At 57.0% G+C, this 16,878-nt stretch carries 17 protein-coding genes and 1 pseudogene; 13 read left to right on the top strand and 5 right to left on the bottom strand.

The features are described from left to right. Positions 1 to 12 precede the first annotated feature (12 nt). Positions 13 to 609, bottom strand: coding sequence for a helix-turn-helix domain-containing protein (locus P0D73_RS19840; protein WP_408432647.1), 597 nt, complete (start codon positions 607 to 609; stop codon positions 13 to 15). A gap of 321 nt (positions 610 to 930) precedes the next feature. Here P0D73_RS19840 and P0D73_RS19835 point away from each other — a divergent pair, with 321 nt between their 5' ends. From P0D73_RS19835 to P0D73_RS19810, 6 genes are all read left to right on the top strand, one after another. After that, positions 931 to 1,479, top strand: a complete 549-nt coding sequence (locus P0D73_RS19835; RefSeq protein WP_408432645.1) for an HAD domain-containing protein — start codon at positions 931 to 933, stop codon at positions 1,477 to 1,479. A 2-nt stretch (positions 1,480 to 1,481) separates the two neighbouring features. Next, on the top strand, positions 1,482 to 2,009 hold the full coding sequence (locus tag P0D73_RS19830) for a hypothetical protein (RefSeq protein ID WP_408432643.1): 528 nt from the start codon (positions 1,482 to 1,484) through the stop codon (positions 2,007 to 2,009). Positions 2,010 to 2,229: 220 nt separating this feature from the next. Continuing rightward, entirely contained in the window at positions 2,230 to 2,511 is a 282-nt protein-coding gene (locus tag P0D73_RS19825) for a hypothetical protein (RefSeq protein ID WP_408432641.1), read from the top strand. A 74-nt stretch (positions 2,512 to 2,585) separates the two neighbouring features. Further along, positions 2,586 to 3,017 carry a DUF6088 family protein gene (locus tag P0D73_RS19820; protein WP_408432639.1) on the top strand — a complete coding sequence of 144 codons (432 nt, stop codon included), beginning with the start codon at positions 2,586 to 2,588 and terminating at the stop codon, positions 3,015 to 3,017. 303 nt (positions 3,018 to 3,320) lie between these two features. Next, a complete protein-coding gene (locus P0D73_RS19815) occupies positions 3,321 to 4,307 on the top strand; it encodes a hypothetical protein (protein ID WP_408432637.1) in 987 nt (328 codons plus the stop codon). Positions 4,308 to 4,320: 13 nt separating this feature from the next. Further along, entirely contained in the window at positions 4,321 to 4,902 is a 582-nt protein-coding gene (locus P0D73_RS19810) for a DUF2442 domain-containing protein (RefSeq protein WP_408432635.1), read from the top strand. An 866-nt stretch (positions 4,903 to 5,768) separates the two neighbouring features. Here the strand turns inward: P0D73_RS19810 and P0D73_RS19805 are convergent. Further along, a complete protein-coding gene (locus tag P0D73_RS19805; protein WP_408432633.1) occupies positions 5,769 to 5,912 on the bottom strand; it encodes a hypothetical protein in 144 nt (47 codons plus the stop codon). A gap of 418 nt (positions 5,913 to 6,330) precedes the next feature. Here P0D73_RS19805 and P0D73_RS19800 point away from each other — a divergent pair, with 418 nt between their 5' ends. Next, complete coding sequence (locus P0D73_RS19800) at positions 6,331 to 6,984, top strand: hypothetical protein (protein ID WP_408432631.1); 654 nt, start codon at positions 6,331 to 6,333, stop codon at positions 6,982 to 6,984. Between the two features lie 699 nt (positions 6,985 to 7,683). Here the strand turns inward: P0D73_RS19800 and P0D73_RS19795 are convergent. Continuing rightward, on the bottom strand, positions 7,684 to 9,492 hold the full coding sequence (locus P0D73_RS19795; protein WP_408432629.1) for a phospholipase D-like domain-containing protein: 1,809 nt from the start codon (positions 9,490 to 9,492) through the stop codon (positions 7,684 to 7,686). Between the two features lie 609 nt (positions 9,493 to 10,101). Here P0D73_RS19795 and P0D73_RS19790 point away from each other — a divergent pair. The 3 genes from P0D73_RS19790 to P0D73_RS19780 all read left to right on the top strand — a co-directional run bounded on the left by P0D73_RS19790 (position 10,102) and on the right by P0D73_RS19780 (position 13,115). Then, positions 10,102 to 10,539, top strand: coding sequence for a hypothetical protein (locus P0D73_RS19790; protein ID WP_408432627.1), 438 nt, complete (start codon positions 10,102 to 10,104; stop codon positions 10,537 to 10,539). 807 nt (positions 10,540 to 11,346) lie between these two features. Next, positions 11,347 to 12,276, top strand: coding sequence for a non-homologous end joining protein Ku (gene ku, locus P0D73_RS19785; protein WP_408432625.1), 930 nt, complete (start codon positions 11,347 to 11,349; stop codon positions 12,274 to 12,276). Next, on the top strand, positions 12,273 to 13,115 hold the full coding sequence (locus P0D73_RS19780) for a tetratricopeptide repeat protein (protein WP_408432623.1): 843 nt from the start codon (positions 12,273 to 12,275) through the stop codon (positions 13,113 to 13,115). Before ku ends, P0D73_RS19780 begins: the two co-directional genes overlap by 4 nt. 204 nt (positions 13,116 to 13,319) lie before the next feature. Here P0D73_RS19780 and P0D73_RS19775 read toward each other — a convergent pair. Together P0D73_RS19775 and P0D73_RS19770 are read right to left on the bottom strand one after the other, a co-directional pair. After that, positions 13,320 to 13,537, bottom strand: a pseudogene (locus tag P0D73_RS19775) (hypothetical protein). Between the two features lie 72 nt (positions 13,538 to 13,609). Next, on the bottom strand, positions 13,610 to 13,819 hold the full coding sequence (locus tag P0D73_RS19770; RefSeq protein WP_408432621.1) for a hypothetical protein: 210 nt from the start codon (positions 13,817 to 13,819) through the stop codon (positions 13,610 to 13,612). Positions 13,820 to 13,965: 146 nt separating this feature from the next. Between P0D73_RS19770 and imuA the strand changes: the two genes are divergently transcribed. From imuA to P0D73_RS19755, 3 genes are all read left to right on the top strand, one after another. Further along, positions 13,966 to 14,673 (top strand): translesion DNA synthesis-associated protein ImuA, encoded by a 708-nt coding sequence (imuA, locus tag P0D73_RS19765; protein WP_408432619.1) that lies wholly within the window; start codon positions 13,966 to 13,968, stop codon positions 14,671 to 14,673. Then, positions 14,603 to 16,072 carry a Y-family DNA polymerase gene (locus tag P0D73_RS19760; protein ID WP_408432617.1) on the top strand — a complete coding sequence of 490 codons (1,470 nt, stop codon included), beginning with the start codon at positions 14,603 to 14,605 and terminating at the stop codon, positions 16,070 to 16,072. The genes imuA and P0D73_RS19760 overlap by 71 nt, the downstream gene beginning before the upstream one ends. Before the next feature lie 5 nt (positions 16,073 to 16,077). Then, a partial coding sequence (locus P0D73_RS19755; RefSeq protein WP_408432615.1) for a PHP domain-containing protein occupies positions 16,078 to 16,878 on the top strand: 801 nt, incomplete at its 3' end.

The following is a 16,878-nucleotide window of genomic DNA, read 5'->3' as shown; positions in this document are numbered from 1 at the left end:
GACCTCGACGAATTAGAACAGCTCAGTCGGTTTGACGCCAAACGCTGCGGCAAGCCTTTCGAGCGTCGATAACTGTAGCGCCGCAACTTTCCCGCTCGATGCCTCGATTTGCGAGATGCGGTTGCGGTCCATGCCGGTGCGGTTGCCGAGGTCTTTTTGAGTTATCCCTTCAGCCTGGCGAAGTTGCCGTACTTTCTCTCCTACCGTCTCACTTGAGACAGGCGTGCCGGGTTGCACGCGGATGATATCTTTGTCACTCGGAGTGTCTAAGAGGACGCGAACATCAATATCTAGTCCTCGCGCTAGAGCGTCGGCACGCTCCAAGGTCATTCGTGACGAAGTGCGCTCGTAGCGGCTGATTACAGTTCTATCCGAGCCCAGCCGATTTCCGAGCTCCTCTTGAGAACACCCAAGGCTCACCCGGTAGCGCCTCAAATTTTGGACGAAGCGCTCCTGAAGCGACATCAGTCCGTCCCTAAAAAATAAAAATCCTATTTTCCTGTCTACAAGTCCGATGTCTACAGCGGGGGCATTGTAGACATGGACGTTGTAGGCGTCGGTCTTGTAGACGTTTACATATACAACGCAAACGCCTACACTTGCGCTCATCTGAAACGATTTGAGCGGCAGAAAAGCCGTGGGCGCTCGAGCGAGGAAGACTTTTTAGATGGTCACCGCTAACGCACGCGACCTGATGTCAGTAGCCGAACTGGCAAAGTTGCTTTTCGTGTCAAAAACTTATGTGCGCAAGAAGCTGTTGCGGAAACACACTTTGCGGCCAGTAGCAGTGCGCCGCGGTCGTAAGTTCGTGCTTCGGGCAAAAGCAGAAGCTTACCGACGCAAGCGGCAGAGAATTGCACGCAGGGCGCTCCGCGAGCTAGCGGGTTTATCTCAGGAATGTGAACTTTACGGCAACACAAAGATGGACAGATGAGGGATGTTTTGACGCCACCGCCCGTTGTGCCCCCACCGGCGGAAACTGGTGGATTCGTCCTGTACTTGGACTTTGACGGGGTGTTGCACCCAGAGAATGTCTATATGCGTCCAGGCAGGGGGCCGTACATTGAGTCACCCAGAGGGCATAAGTTGTTTGAGAATGTAGGACTGCTTGAAAAAGCCCTGTTGCCATATCCAGACCTAAGAATTGTCCTTTCGACGTCGTGGGTTCGCGTGTACAAAAGCGTCGCACGAGTGGCACGCAAGTTGCCGCCAGAACTGCGTGCCCGAGTGGTAGGGGCGACCTATCACGGAGCGATGGATGCGGAGCTGTTTCGGCAAGCGCCGCGTGGCATGCAAATATGGGCGGACGTTTTGCGGCGTAAGCCGAATGATTGGTTGGCTGTTGACGACGACTATCTCCATTGGCCGACGTGGTGTCGCGACAAGCTAGTGCGAACACATGAGGTCCTCGGGATTAGCACGCCAGTGGTGCTAGCGGAACTGCGAGCGAAATTGGCGGCAATGTATCAGCAGGAGTAGTGATGGCAGTTTATGCGGTTGACAGCACAGCATTCCGGGACAATGAAGGCATAGTGATTGGAATCTACACCGGTCGTTTTGGCTTCAACCTGCAGTGGTCTCAGGTTCTGCACGGCCGTTGCATACAGCACGGCGGCGCTGCAGACATCTGGGTTGACGCCTATCACGCTCTGTACCGGTACGAAAGCGCTCAGCTCGTGTTAGACGACAATCCGGTGACTCGACCTGAGCAGATAGCACCAACAAAGCGCACCCGCGTGACGAATGTGACCTGCTTCGTCGAGCGGGAATATGGGCGCGTGCAAGATGCGGCTGCGCGCTTCACCGTGTCGGTCGACTCAGTGGGCCGGGTGCGGGGCGAAGCTGTGGCCACTGGCCAGTCAACAGTAAATATCACGCGGATGCGCGTCGACCCATCGCACTCGGCAACCGAAATCGGCCTCGCAGTGCTGCTCCACTTGGCAAGCAGAGAGCACCACCCTGCGGTCGCGGACCTCATGCAGCGTATACGCCGAGGAGACAAGCAATAAAGCTTTGTTTGGCATCGTCTGAATTGGGCTCGCACGTTGAAGTCTGACGCGCGATTGTTGATGTAGGTGAGGTCTGCCTGTCTGCAATAAACGCGTTGACGCCGGAGGGCAGTGTTGTAGAGCAATAAACTAATGAACCACCAACGCTCATCGACAATTTCGTCCGTGTCTCGTCGCAGGGCCGCATCGCTAAACTGACGCTAAAAAGGATTAAGCACTTATGAAGGTTGCCGAACTGATTGCGCTTCTACGCAACGCCGACCCAGGGGCCTCGGTTATGTTTGTGCCCCTTGGCGAGAGCGAAGAGGATGCCCAGGAGGTCAAGCTGATTTCACCGAGTCCCGTTCAATGGACTCGTGAAAGCGGAATGGATAAGGGCCGACCATACGAGTTCCTTTACCCCGGCGAGCCGCATCGCGACCTACGCACCGACTGCGAACAGGTCACCTACGAAAACGTGTCGGTCATGTTGCTTGCACCAGTCGAAGCGACCCCGCGCTAAGTGCCAGTATCTCCACCATTGCTGACCATAGCGCACTAACGGTCAACGATATGGGGTGAAAGAGAGAACTCGCCATGAAACTCGAAGACCGAGTTGCTCGCTCCATCGCCCGACGGAAATCCGTGGTGATTCTCCGCTCGGAGTTGTCCAACCTTGGAAGTCCGGCTCAACTCAGCCTGGTCTTATCCAATCTGGTCAAGGCGCAAAGACTAGTGCGAGTAGGCGTAGGAATTTACGCAAAAACGCGACTAAACAAGTTTACGCATGAGCTTGCGCCGGCCGCCACGTTTGAGGAAATAGCGGCGGAAGCTTTCCGCAAGTTAGGAATTGATGTCACTCATGGCAAGCTCGCCCGCGAGTACAACGCAGGAAAAACCAACCAAGTGCCAATGCTAGCAGTAGTAGATACCGGGCACCGGCGTATCACGCGGCGGATTTCTCTCGGCAGCAGGTTTATCAGCTACGAGCGAAACGGCAAACGCAGGCCCAAGGAGCAACGACCGTGAAAGTACGAGACATGCTGTGTCGCTTGCGAAACGCTGACCCCGATGCGGTCGTGCTCTGGCGACCACCTTGGGCTGATGCGAGCGACGCAGAAGAAACCTGCGAAGTGGTGCTCGTTCACGAGGCGTGGACGTGCGAACGTCACCGCGCGACTGACGGCAGCACTTCCGATGCCCATCATCCATCTGGCCACGGCTTGTCGCTCGGTTGGGACCAGGCGACGGACAAACAATCGACGGTACACGTGGTCATATTGTCTCCAACACCGGGAGCTGTAGATGGCTAGAACCGGCCGGAACATTGCGATGCGCAACATTGACGCAGAGTTCGACCTCCCCCAATTCGAAGCGTCAGCGCTTGTGCGCAAAATCGCCGCGAACCGATTCCGGCTACCGACAGCGGACCGCGCTAAGTTCCAAAAGCTCCCCGATGAGGTGATTGCTCGCATAGAAGACATTGTTTTCGAGGCGTACCTTGAGGCCGGTGAAGACGTTGGCGGTGAAATTCTGCGGGACCACTATTGGCAACAAGCCTTGGCCGCTCGGCGCGAAATGATTGCAAACGGGGAACTGCTGACATCGACTGAATTCAAAAAACGCATCGGCCTAAGCGAGAAGCGACTGGCGCGGTTGGTTGCAGAAGGGAGTGTCTTTACCGTCGACGTCGATGAGACTGCATACTTCCCCGCGTTGTTGGCCGACCCGTTGCTGAATCGCAAGCGGTTGCAGACAATTTGCCGAATTATCTTTCCTGCTGAACCGATGAGTCGACTTGATTTTCTGACGTCGCGGCGAGGCAGCTTGGGTAACCGCCGTCCGCTCGACATGCTCGATAGCGACGATAATTTCAAATCGCTGAGTCGTCTAGCTGAGGCTTGGGCCGCGGAGTGGTCGCGCACCGCCGTTAAGATGTATGAGGGTGAGCACCAAAGTGCGCCAGGCGATGTTGAACCTCTGTACACAGCGATAGTAGAAATCGACCCTCGGAGAGCACTGTGGGAACGCGCATCGGAGGCGCTTCACGTCCACGGATACCAGTGGCCACTTGGGCCGTACCCCGACGTTCGGCAATTTACGCTTTTTGTTGAGCTACAACCAGCTGGAGATGCTACGCCGACACCGGAAGCCTGCGTGCAAATCGTTGTCGACGGCGATTACATCCAAGTCCGCATCGTCGCTGCCCCGGGCGCTGTGCTGCATTCATCAACGGTGCCTGGTAGCAAGGACAAGAGATTTATCGAAGTTGCAAAACGTGCCATCGCTCACCTCCTCGCGATGAGCGCGGGCCGCTAAGGAGCGGTGTCAAATGATAAGTCGCATACGGCCAATTGCAACCAAGGTACTCGTGGAAGAGGATAGCTTGAGTGTCCTCCTAAAGCGCGGGGGCTCGCTGCACCTCCCATTGCGATTGTTTCCAAGATTGTTGACGGCAAGCCCTGAGCAACGTAGCGACGTTCGCATCTCCGCGTCTGGCGCGGGCTTGCACTGGGACCAACTCGACGAAAACCTCAGCGTTACGGAATTGATGCAGGAAGCTGAGCGTCGTCATCGCGACGAACGGCTTAGCTCACAGGTGCCTGCCGATTTTCCGTGGGACCCAACGCCTGCACTGCTATCAGGCTCGCAGCCAAAACTTGCGGGAAGGTGGCTAGACGGCAGATTTGTTGTTGGCCTGACTGCGGAAGAACGATGGGTCCGTTGGGATATGTGCGAAGACTTGGCCCAGCAACTGGTGCCAAAAACCCTTAAAGACGCAGCGAAATACCCCGAGCATTCGCACGACGTAACGCTGCGGCGCATCAGGAGGGCGATTGCAAACAAACGGTGGACAGAGCGCGTGGAGACCGATTGGCTTATGCAACGGCTGCGAGCCCTGCTTGGCTGGTAACAGGCAACTGCGCGAAGGCTTGCCGATTATTACCGGCCGGTGAATATGTTTTGGTGTCGGGCGGCAACAGGACGTCTAAACGCGCGCGTACTACCAGTTCCTACCTGACGTGTAGACAGCAGCACTTGACTCGACAGGCAGTGTCAGTTCATTTCGTCATTCTCGACTTGATAGCTGCCTTTCTGGAGCGAGGCGCAGGCTTGAGGTTCGACTCGTCCCAGAGAAACATTCCCTTGGTCGGGAGTGGGCGACATCTCAGCTGGCGTTGTCTGACCGGTCGAGTACCGGCAATACACCTGACGACATCGTCGCTCACGTCGAGCAACTTGCCCGTTGCGACGTGTCTAGAAGCTATCTCGAAGATGGCAGCGTGTTCATCGTCGAGGTCGATGAAGCTTTAGACATTCCTGCTCTGCTTGCAGAACCGGCACACCATCGAAAGCGCCTGTAGGCAATATGTCGAATCATCGTCGCGGCGCCGACGGACTCCCGGCTGGGTTTTTTAACCTCGCAACGTGGAAGTCTTGAGCGCAGCCCGCTTGACATGCTCGAGCGCGACGATGATTTCAAATCGCTGAGTCGCCGACTATTCGAGTCGCCTTCTGGTTTTCTCGCTGTACACTTAGCATCAAGGCTTTCACGAAGAACTGGAGTGGCGCCTCACCTACATGAGACACCGGGATACCGCTGGCCTGCTGACTGACATGCTCGGCTATCACATCGGACCACGGGACGTCGAGCCGAAGCTTAAGGTCAAAATCAGACCTTTGAAGGGAGCGACGGACTCCTCCACGCTCGTCGATAGGCTCGTTCACAGCATTTCGCTCAACCTGACCGTCCGTATAAGTTCAGTGAGGTCGGCAAGGTTACGCAATCAGCATTTGGACATGGCCCAGTTGTTTCTCGGCTGACCAATTGAACCTTCTTGCTGCTTCAGGCACTTCTAGGGCAACCGTTTCATTGCTCGCCACGATGGCAGCAACAGGGTTCAGGTCGTTGAGCAGTGCCATCGTGTAGGAGTATTCGTTCGGAGATGGCGCGCGGCACGTCTGTGCCGTACATGCCTCATCGGCTGAACGAAATCCGCGAGCCCTGTGCACGTGGCACCGTCCTGAAAAGCGGTCGCAGCATCGCAACTACCGACCTTTGCGAGACGGATGACACGTCCCATCGTTTGAAATAATGGCCGGTTCCAGCCTTGCGACCTTCTCGAGGGATAGGTCGCAAACCAATCGAGCAGTTGAATCGCGCCTAAGAGTTGCCGACCTTCATGCTGGAGCAATCAGTGGCCGCGCGCAGGGTCGGGGTAACACCCGACAGCATGTACTTGCCTGATGGGAGAAACCTGCTACAACTTAAAGAGCTAGGTTGGGTTCAAGCCATGGTGCCGGTCTGTTGAAAAGACGTGGGGTGCGACAGGGAGAAAACATGCAACCGGTACACGTCTTTCCCTTCACACTGTTCATATATGCATGGCTGCTGAACTTCGCTTTCTGGTGCCTTCCCTGGTGTGGGAGGTTTATTTCTCACGCATGCAAGTTAATGACCAGCAGCTACAGCCAAACCTGGGTTAACACGGCAATCTCGAACGAGAAGACAGCTAAACGGGTGGTTTCGGAGGAAGACAACAAGCATCTTAGGGAGCTTGTTGGACAGGCTTTGGCGCCGACTGAGCATTCTATGGGGAGAGTGGTGGCCTTGATAGAAGAGACACTATACCTGTACTCGGCTTTCGCCCAAATCGAATCGATTTTTTCCGGAGTCCTTCTGTTTAAGGCCTTTCATACGTGGATTTCAAGCTATCGACTCCACGTCGTCCCGTCCACTTCGGTTGCTTCCACGTATTCGCTCCACGTGAGAAAGCTATATGCTCGATTCGCCGACTCCCGCTCCTATATGCTGGTCAAATTTTACGAGTACGCGATAGGGAACTTCATCTCTTTAGGGAGTGCGCTCTTCTTCTATTTGCTTGTAATCAAGGTTGCGTACCATTGCCCTCAGCTCGGTAACTGGACCAACTACTGGTACGGGTTCGAAATGAGCAAACTTTGTATGCTTGACCCGGGCAGAAACCTGCCGTGACAAGAGAACTCTTTCCTCGCTTTAATGACCGCCGCCTGTTGCAACGCTTGATTGATTGGCCGAGGGTGTGATGGCAACTGCGCAGGCTCAGCCTCCGAGAGAGTGTCTATTAGTTGACGCTGCACTGGGATGGACTCAAGAGCTTAATGTTCATTGTCCAGACGGAGTAAGTACTACCCTTCTGGCTTTTGTTCGTGTTCGCGATTTCCAGGGAGCAGACGTCGCGGGCCTTGCCGCTGCGAACTTCAAGATAACTCGCCTTGGTGCATGGTCAGACAACGCAGCGGGCCAAGAACTTCCGATTGACGACTGCTGCGCAAATTCAGATTTCGCCTACGGCCCGGAACGTATCTACATTCTTAACCTCGGTACTCCCGCGATTGACAGTGGACCTCGGGAGTGTGCCTTGCTGATATCGGTCATCCAGAAAGGGAACCTCCCAGACGACTTTGTTTCAGGATTTAGGCTCGTCTCAGTTGTGCTGAGCCCAACAGAACCGGGCCCGTGAGCTGGAGCATTGGCGACCGGGCTGAGCACAGCGTGTCAGTTGGCCGACGTTGGAGGCCCTGAGGGTGCGTAGTCCCCCAAGATGCCGACGGACTGTTCGAATGTAGCTCGGGCTACGCCCGGTGCGATGGCGGTCCGGCGGAGGTACAGGAGTTCGGGCCGTAGGGGGCAGCGTCCGGAGGATGCCCGTCTTCATTGCTGAAACGACGCCATCGCGATTCTTGCTCGTTCCTCAGGACTTCCCGTCTTATAGTACTTTTCTGACCATGCGCGGTCCGGCGTGAGAATCAGGCGCGGTTTGAGGCGTTCCGGATGCTTTTTGTCGTCAATGTAGATTGCCCTTGCGCGGTAGTGCTCGTACAAGCGCATGAACTCGGCCACGTATGTCCGAGCCAGAGCCCCGTCCTTAATCTCAAGCAGGTTCTCGTCGTTGTTGTGCTCAGAGTTTTCGCTCATGTTGGCTGAGCCCGAGTAAATGATGGGACTCTCACTCTCGCCGTCGATGATAACGAACTTGTGATGGATAATAACTGGAGCGTAGTCGGGACCAGTCTCACCCGGAAAATTTCGATACTCAGGCTCAAACCCTGCTGGCACAGTTTTCGAGGAGAAATATTGCGCCTCTATAACATCTCTCTCCTCCTGACTGCGATGATACAGCTCCATATTCGCTAACGCCGGGGCTGTGGGCCTTGTACCAGACGCCTGAATCGTCTGTGTCTTTCTGGCTCCCTCTTCACTGACGTTGTTCACGATGCCAAACATCATCAAGCCATCTGCCGCAGCCTTGAAGCACGCCTTTCGCAGCCGCTCATCGGTTGGGGTAAAGATGCAGAACAGAACGGAATGCTTTGCTTCGCCTATCGCCTTGACGATGGTATCGATTTGGGTTGTCATCTTGCTCGACTCAGGTGACAGTGAGAGGCGAACCTCGGCGGTGCCGACGGTTATGGTTTTGGACCAGCCCGGTGTCAGCTTCGCCGTTGCAGGTCTTGTCGGATTCGACGCCAAAGCGAGTGCGCGGGCTTCATATAGCTTGGCAAGCTCCGGCGAGTCAAAAACATGTAGCACGTTCGCCTGCTGCGTAATGCCTTCCGTGGTGAAGTTCGCCGAACCCATCATCACTCGCGTGGGCGTCTGAACGGCGCTAGGGCTATCACTCACAATGTATTTGTGATGCATGATGCCCGTCTTGTCTCTGGGAAAAAACTGAATGAGTTTGTGGTACCTGTTGACCCCACTTTGGTTGGGCGACGGCTTCTCGGGGACAGCTTTTCGTGCCGGCTTACCGTCCTTGGCCTCGCGAGCTTTCACCGCCGGTATGACATGTGAGTCGTAGACAACTGCCAGCGAGTTTGCTCCCTTAGTATTGGCGAAAGCGACAAACCCAGGGATGACCCAGTTTGAGTCCGTCAGGTGATACACCGCGCTAACTGCTCGACTGGCTCCGCGGAGAATCTCGCCGAAGGATTTCTCCAAGTCGTTGGCCAGCCATTCCCGTAGGACAAGTGCCTTGTCGGCCGGTGGCTTCCTGTTCGGAGCCAGTTCCATGTCTTTGAGCTTCCGGGAGAATGCCTGTGAGCTCAATACTGCCCGGTTGAACCAGGTTCCGATACCGTTCGTCACGTGGTGAGGAAGAGTGACGCTTACTGTCGTTGCCTCGTCGTCGAGAGTGACTGGGTTTTGTGATTTGCCCACCACAGGGTAGGCGGTATATCTGAAAGTTGCGCCCCGGTCAGGCTCATCAATGCGGGCATCCCACCACATAAATTTCTGTATGGGCGCCTTGTTCGAATCGATGTCGTCCTGTACGGGCCCGTTGAAGCTCACTCGATTAGGCAACCAGCTCTCTGACTGCTGGGTTCTTCCGTCTACTGACCTGAAACCAGGCACGCGTTTAATGGCGAACCCCAGAAAGTCAGGGCGGCTTTTTCCCTGGTCCCAGTCCATCGCCAGCAGAACAAGCGTTGGTGACAGATAGCCCTTGATTTTTACAGTCATTGCTGTCTCCGCTTCGTTAGTGTTAGTTGCGATGGGCTATGCTGAAGTACAGGTACCCGCTCGAGCTTTCTCGGCTATCCCATGGCGCCTACGTGACGGCCATTCGGACAACACGCCATTTCGCGTAAATAACGCACTACTGAGTAGTATATGGACTCGCTCTTATCCGTCGCGTGGCTGGACCAAAGCGCCGTGCATGTCGGTGGCGAAACTGATATTGAAAGGACGGCGAGCACCGAGTGTTAATATTATTGAAAGCAAATGTGAAATGTGAAAATGTCTCGTTGCTGTGTGCGCCAACGCACATTCTTCGCGGTGCTGGCGGTGACCCGCCCTACGAATCCCATCGCACTTTGAATCGCTGTTCGAGGCGACCTCTAGACGCCATGCTTCTAGACCACAAGAGGAGTGGAATAGCGTTGGCTGAAAGCGCTTGACCGCATAGTTAAACATTTGGCGACCCGCCGAGAATCCTACCGGGACATAGTCAAGACGATAGTCTTGAAGGAGGGAACTTCCTGTCTCGCTGAAATTGTGAGCGACTGCGCGACTTCGGGTAATTCGTTGTTTCATGTCAGTGGTCGATGTCATGCAATAGGAGCCTCTAGCATGAACTCTCTAGCGATTTGTATGGCGCGAGCCAGCGTCGCAGTCCTGTCAAGAGAGTCGCTGCGCTGGGCGTTTGCCGTTGCGACAGGCTTTCTATTTGCTGAGGTAGCCTACGCAGTAGAATGCGCCCCTGCAAAGAGCGTGCTGCAGCAAACACAGCAGGCAGGCTACAAACGATTGCTCGTGGCGAATGTCTTGAGTATCGGCGATAGCGAAGCCAACGCGCCCGAGGTTGTCGGCGGGAGAAAAATGACAGCGCGGGAGGCTATCGAAATTGAGGTGAACATTGCGCAAAAGGCGGTTACATACGCGCAGCGGGCTGTCCAGCAGAGCGACATTCAACGGGCCAGGAGCACAAGTTTGTTGTCGATATGCGCGAGCTACTATTCCTCACGCTTAAAGAGCATGGCGCCGGCGCGGGGACCATTGGAATTTTGACTGGCCCAGACGGAGTTGGCATCGTTCTGAGGTGGCGCCTTGAATTTCCGAACGACGCGCGCGGCGGACAGATGGTTGCCTCCGATGAAATTTGCGTGCAAGACAGGATTCGACAGACCACGCGCTGGCCCGACGGACGGCCGGCAAGTCCTGCCGCTATCCTGCAGGGACCCGAACGACCTGACTGCAAAAACTTGTCTGATATATCGTTGCCATGCGCAAGCTTGTCGAGGCAACTCGAACTTGCGAGAGCGGCGAAGGAGGTCGTTTTCGCGACCGCCAGGTCGGGCTCTACGATTTGGGTTTTCACCCTCAGCCCGGCGGGTCGAGGCCGCGCTATCTTTGTCCATAGCGATGGTACGGCGCTACTCATTGACCAATACTTCGGTGCGCAAGTGACGTTCCAGCAGAAACAACCCGGCTTGAAGGAGTTAGGAAGCCTAGAACAACCCGCCGAGTCCAATTCTCCCGGCCGCCTTTCGCTGAGTCAGCCCTGGCGACAAGAACAACGCCACCGCGTGCTTCCTCACCAAACTGGCATCAATCATGCGGAAAGCCGAGTGCCCCTAGCGGCACGCTGGATGCCAATCTCAACCGCGCGCGTCGGCGGCAGCCGTTGGCGCCCACGAGTGATTCGTCTTCGGATGACCTTCAATCCTTGCAAATTTCGCGCTACCATCGACGGGAGTATCACGTGCTGTATTGCCCCAATCAAACTGCCTTTCCTAGGCGTAGCGCGGGCCGGGCCGGCCTGGTCGTAGACAGAAGCCGCGCGACGTCCTGCCGCCGGTGCAAAAGGAGAAATCCATGGCAGCGCGCTCAATCGCCTCCCTGACGCTATCCTTCGGGCTGGTTTCCATCCCGGTCAAGCTGTATTCCGCCACGGAGAGCGCCACAGGGGTTGGCTTCAATCTCCTCACGCCCGAAGGCGGCAGGGTGAAGCAGCAGTACGTTTCTGAGGCCACGGGCGAGGTCGTCGCGAGGGCCGCCATGAAGAAGGGATACGAGTTTGAGAAGGGGCAGTTCGTCGTATTCGCTCCGGACGAGTTGAAGGCACTTGAAGAAGGCGCTAGCCACGTCGTAGAGATTGTCTCGTTTGTGCCGGAGAAATCGGTCGACCCACTCTACTATGACAAGGCGTATTTCATCGCACCGGACAAGCGCGGTGGCAAGCCCTATAGTCTCCTGCAGCAGGCGATGCGCAAGAGCAAGCGTTGCGCGCTGGCGAAATGGTCGTACAAGGGGAAGACTCGCATCGTTCAAATACGGCCTGCAGAAGACGGGATGGTCTTCCAGCAACTTTTGTTCGCCGACGAGGTACGCGCGCTGAGCGACTTGCACATTGAACACGTGCAAGTGACCGACATGGAACTTCAGCTCGCTTTGCAAATCATTGACCAGGTCTCAGAAGATGCTTACGACTCGTCGGCTTATGAAGACGAAGAGAAAAAGCGAATCCTGGCGGCCATCGACCAAAAAATCGCCGGCAAGCAAATTGTTTCACCGGAGGAATCTACCGCTGAGTCTGGCGGCCAGGTAATTGACCTTATGGAAGCGCTACGCGCGAGCCTCGGCGCAAACAAGGCCAAAAGAGTCGCGCCGGCGAAGACGGCTGCTGCTAAAAAGGCATTGCCTACCGCTTCGGAGGTGCTTGCAAGCAAGCCTAGGCGGCCGGCCAAGCGGGCCGCCCCTAAGGTCGATGAAGCGCCGCCAGCAAAGGTCCGGGCTCGCAAGTGACGAAGCGCAATAACTCGCACGACTACTCGCTGCGCAGCCTACAGTCGTTGCTTGGTGTGTCGCGAAGAGTGCTGTCCGGCCTGATGGAAGCCGGATTTGTACAGCCCGCGCGCGGCCGACGCAACGAGCTTCGGTTCACGTTTCAGGACGTCGTGGTTTTGCGCACAGCATTCCAGCTGCAATCCGCGAACATCGCTTCGCGCAAGATTCTGCGCGCCCTCGCCAAGCTGAAGGCGGACCTGCCAGAAGAACTGCCGCTTTCCGGCATCCGTATCACGGCGGTCGGCGACACTGTGGCTGTCAAGACTGGACGGGCGCAATGGGACGCGGCCTCAGGCCAGCATCTGCTGGATTTCGAAGTCGCGCCCATTCAGGGCGATGTTGCGTTCCTTGACACAGCGCCACGAAATCTGAAAAGCCGGGAGCACCAAGCCGAGGAGTGGTTTGCACTCGGAGAACAGTTCACTCATACCGACGTTGTCGGGGCGGAGCAGGCTTACCGGAAGGCGCTCGAGCTGGCACCGAAGCCGCACTACCATGCATATACGAACCTGGGTGTGTTGCTATGCGAGGCCGAAACGCGTTGTGAAGAGGCGCTGTCTGTGTTTGACCAAGCACTGAAGCATTTTCCGGACGACGCACTTCTGCATTTCAATCGCGCCGTCGTCCTCGAAGAACTCAAACGCTACGATGTGGCGGTAGAAGCGTACGAGCGATGCATCGAACTCGACCCGGCGCATGCTGACGCTCACTTCAATCTCGCCCGGCTAAGCGAGATACGCGGCGACAAACAGGGGCTCTTAAGGCACCTAAGTGCATACCGCAGGCTCATTGGTTGATGGCGGCCGTTGCGTGAAAGCAGTTGCTGCGAGCTTGAGCTCGAACGTGTTCAGAGTGCGTCGTGGCAATGATGAAACTTCTTGATACCAGGCCATCGGCCGCGCCAATGTTCCGACAAACACTTTTCTTCGGCGACTGACGCGCTTCTTTCTGGCCGCGCTACAGAAGGTTAGTCCACAAGAGTCGCAGCAGCAGCCTGCGCGCTAGCCGTGGCTATCTACCCACGCCCGACACCACGAAAGGCCTACCAGCTCTGCTTCTTCGTCAGTATCGAAAGCGCCGAGTACCCCGGATACCTCGACGACCTTGGTGTCGCGGGTGACCGTGCCGCTTCCTGCGATTTCGCCGGCTGTGGGATTCCTTCCTGCTGCAAGATGGCATGACCCCACAGCGTGTATCCACGGTATTTCTCAGTTTGCATCTGTTGACCTCGAAGGACCTCTGAACCGATTCTTCTCGATGATTGGCCGAGTTCGCGCGACTCGGCAAGCAGCTACTGCTTAAGGCGTTGAGTCTCGACTCCGGCCATCTTCAATGTGGCGCCAATCATCTTCAGCTCCTGGCCGAAATCGAGCGGCCATTCCTCGCCGTCGCACCGCACGGTCATGCCGTTGTGCATCGAAATCAGACTACGTGCCTTGTACAAGGCATCCACAAGTTTCGATTCGCGTTCGGCCTCCCGAACCCATTCATCTGCTCTCATGATGGACCTCCTCTGAACACGGAAGCAGGGTATGAAGCCGAGCGACGGATGCCGCGCAGCCCCCTTACCTCAAATAAAAGTGACAGTTCACGCCTACGAATTTGCGTGTACGATACTGTATAAATATACAGGTTTTTTGTTGCCACATGTCCAGCGCTACCGTCACGGCCGAAGAGATACACCCGTCCTTGTGGCGTGCGTCCCAGCTCGCGCGTGGCCGTGGGCGGGTCGTTGAGACCGGCTATCCCGCGCTGTCGACCGAGCTTCCCGGCGGGGGCTGGCCGGTCGGTGCGCTCATCGACCTGATGGTGCAGCAGGCCGGGGTTGGTGAATTGCGACTGTTGCGCCCGGCACTCAGTGGTTCGGGCAACCGCCCTGTGGCGTTTGTGCAGCCGCCGCACACCCCGGACGGGCTTGGACTCAGCTACATCGGACTTCCTATTGACCAGGTCTTGCGGGTGAAAGCGCAGAAGACCGCAGATGCGCTCTGGTCGGCTGAGCAGATTCTGCGGACAGGCAGTTGCGGTGCGCTCATCTTTTGGACGCAGTACGCGCAGGCCTCATCGCTTCGACGCCTCCATCTGGCTGCGCAGTCATCCGAGACGCTTTTTGTGATGGTCAGGCCTCTGGCTGCCGCACAGGATTCATCGCCCGCGCTTTTGCGGCTCGCTTTAAGACCATCAGCCGACGGTCTGACCGTCGACATTGTCAAACGACGAGGGCCCGCGCGCGCAGAGCCTCTGTCGATTCCCCTTCAACCCACTCCTGTATTGCTTTCCCGACATGCGCGTCTTTCTCGCCGTCCACTTGCCCAAGCTGCCGCTCGAGGTGTTCCGACCGAAGTGGTCATCTGAGCTCGCGCACGGAAGTGCAGTACTGGAGAAAGACAAAGTGGTCATTACAGACAGCACGGCACGTGCAGCTGGCGTGCGCCTCGGGATGAAGCGCGGCGGAGTGCTGACACTGTCGCCGGAAACGGAGATGCATGAGCGCGATGTCGCCAGGGAGGCAGCAGCACAGCGCGAGGTGGGCATCGCCCTGATGCGCTTTTCACCTGAGGTCGCCTTGCTTGACGAAGCGACCGTCGTGGTTGAGGTCGGCGCGAGTCTGCGACTTTTCGGCGGACTGCTTGCATTGTGCAGGGAAGCGAAAGCGGTCCTTGGGACGCTCGGACTTACCGCACGCATCAGCGCTGCACCCACCGGCCAGGGTGGCTGGCTGCTCGCAAAGTTCGGGAACCGGCGCGTGCTCAAGCTGGCATCGCTTGAGCAACGGCTGGCCGCTTTGCCGATGATGGCCGTTCCTGAGGTTCGTCCGTTCGGAGACTGGTTCTCCGGACTCGGATGCGAAACCATTGCCGACGTAAGACGCCTGCCACGCGCTGGCCTGCAGCGGCGATGTGGCGAACATCTGCTTGATTCGCTCGACCGCGCGTTCGGCACGGCTCCCGAGCTGTTTGACTGGCTCGAACTGCCGCCCACTTTTTCCGCACGCATTGAAATGCCGGACCGCCTCGAGCATGCCGACGGTGCGGTGTTCGGTGCGCATCGACTCATCGTGCAATTGTGCGGCTGGCTTTGCGCCAAGCAGTTGGCGGTCACGGCGATTAAGCTGCTGCTCGAGCATGAACGTGGGCGCGACGCCATCGAACCGGCGTTGATTGAAATTGCGTTGGGCGAGCCGACGTGGAAAGAGGAGCATCTGGTCAGGCTGCTCAAGGAGCGGCTGCATCGCATTGAGCTGGCTGCGCCCGTCATCGCGCTGCGACTCGATGCCTCCAGAGTGGAATCCGCAGCGCCGGCATCTGACACGCTATTCCCGGAGCCGGGAGGTTCGAAGGAAGACCATGCGCGGCTTCTCGAGTTACTTGTTGCGCGGCTCGGAGAGGACAACGTTCTTCGCCCCGCACCGACTGCCGACCATCGCCCGGAGGTCGCAAACCGTTGGGTGCCGGTGACACTCAAGTCGAAGCAGGAAGCACTTCCGCTCGGCCTTCCAAGACCGACCTGGATGCTGGACAACCCGGTCCGCTTATTGACGCGCCAGCACCGTCCGTTTTATGGCTCAACGCTGCGCATGGTATCGCCAGGCGAACGCATCGAAAGCGGTTGGTTTGATGGGGAGTTGGTCACGCGGGATTATTTTGTCGCGCAGGCGGAGGACCAAAGCTGCTACTGGATTTATCGTGAACGCATAAGCAGTCGCGACGCAGAAGAAGACCAGCGTTGGTTCCTTCATGGCCTGTTTGGATGACCGTCATGGATTCCACGTTTTCCACGCTGCCGGACTACGCAGAGCTGTTCTGCTTTTCAAATTTCACGTTCTTGCACGGTGCTTCCCACTCGGAAGAGCTCTCTGAGCGAGCGGCGCAGCTAGGGTACTCAGCCCTTGCAGTCACGGACGAGTGCTCGCTCGCCGGCGTTGTGCGTGCGCATGTCGCTGCAAAGGAAGCAAAGCTGCCGTTTATAGTTGGTTCGTACTTTCGCTTGGTCAAAGCTGACGGGTCCCCAGCGTTCGGGCTGATTCTCCTAGCTAAAAACCGCGAGGGTTACGGCAACCTCTCTGAACTGATTACGCTTGCTCGAACGCGTGCGCCAAAAGGCGAATATCGGCTCACGCCTCAGGACCTGTCGCGGCCTGACAAGGAGTATCGACATCTGCTCGGCATGCCGGACTGCCTTGCCATACTTGTCCCCGACTTCCCGGCGAAAGAGGACCCGCTGGCGGCACAGCTCCAGTGGCTTGATGACACGTTCACGGGAAGAGCCTGGGCAGGCCTCGTACTACACCAGCGCGCAATGGACGATATTCATCGAGGCGCAGTGGAGTTTGTTGCCCGCAATCTGGATGTGCCGGTGGTTGCACTGGGCAACGTGGTAATGCATGTGCGTTCGCGGAAGCCGCTGCAAGACACAATGACCGCTATCCGCGTCGGCAGGCCCGTGCACGAGTGCGGTTATGACCTCGCGCCTAACGCTGAGCAGCATCTGCGTTCCAGATTGCGACTCGCGAATCTCTATCCCGATGATGCGCTGGCGGCGACCGTGGACATCGCGAGC

It is taken from the genome of Paraburkholderia sp. RL18-101-BIB-B (assembly GCF_046026985.1).
In the GTDB taxonomy this organism is placed as follows: Bacteria; Pseudomonadota; Gammaproteobacteria; order Burkholderiales; family Burkholderiaceae; genus Paraburkholderia.
Note: the sequence above shows the minus strand (reverse complement) of the source record. Positions and strands in the feature narration are given on the sequence as shown.

Excerpts from the sequence above, each read along its gene's own strand:
- P0D73_RS19840 (WP_408432647.1), bottom strand. The coding sequence starts at position 609 with ATGAGCGCAAGTGTAGGCGTTTGCGTTGTATATGTAAACGTCTACAAG.
- P0D73_RS19835 (WP_408432645.1), top strand. The coding sequence starts at position 931 with ATGAGGGATGTTTTGACGCCACCGCCCGTTGTGCCCCCACCGGCGGAA.
- P0D73_RS19830 (WP_408432643.1), top strand. The coding sequence starts at position 1,482 with ATGGCAGTTTATGCGGTTGACAGCACAGCATTCCGGGACAATGAAGGC.
- P0D73_RS19825 (WP_408432641.1), top strand. The coding sequence starts at position 2,230 with ATGAAGGTTGCCGAACTGATTGCGCTTCTACGCAACGCCGACCCAGGG.
- P0D73_RS19820 (WP_408432639.1), top strand. The coding sequence starts at position 2,586 with ATGAAACTCGAAGACCGAGTTGCTCGCTCCATCGCCCGACGGAAATCC.
- P0D73_RS19815 (WP_408432637.1), top strand. The coding sequence starts at position 3,321 with ATGCGCAACATTGACGCAGAGTTCGACCTCCCCCAATTCGAAGCGTCA.
- P0D73_RS19810 (WP_408432635.1), top strand. The coding sequence starts at position 4,321 with ATGATAAGTCGCATACGGCCAATTGCAACCAAGGTACTCGTGGAAGAG.
- P0D73_RS19805 (WP_408432633.1), bottom strand. The coding sequence starts at position 5,912 with ATGGCACTGCTCAACGACCTGAACCCTGTTGCTGCCATCGTGGCGAGC.
- P0D73_RS19800 (WP_408432631.1), top strand. The coding sequence starts at position 6,331 with ATGCAACCGGTACACGTCTTTCCCTTCACACTGTTCATATATGCATGG.
- P0D73_RS19795 (WP_408432629.1), bottom strand. The coding sequence starts at position 9,492 with ATGACTGTAAAAATCAAGGGCTATCTGTCACCAACGCTTGTTCTGCTG.
- P0D73_RS19790 (WP_408432627.1), top strand. The coding sequence starts at position 10,102 with ATGAACTCTCTAGCGATTTGTATGGCGCGAGCCAGCGTCGCAGTCCTG.
- ku (WP_408432625.1), top strand. The coding sequence starts at position 11,347 with ATGGCAGCGCGCTCAATCGCCTCCCTGACGCTATCCTTCGGGCTGGTT.
- P0D73_RS19770 (WP_408432621.1), bottom strand. The coding sequence starts at position 13,819 with ATGAGAGCAGATGAATGGGTTCGGGAGGCCGAACGCGAATCGAAACTT.
- imuA (WP_408432619.1), top strand. The coding sequence starts at position 13,966 with ATGTCCAGCGCTACCGTCACGGCCGAAGAGATACACCCGTCCTTGTGG.
- P0D73_RS19760 (WP_408432617.1), top strand. The coding sequence starts at position 14,603 with ATGCGCGTCTTTCTCGCCGTCCACTTGCCCAAGCTGCCGCTCGAGGTG.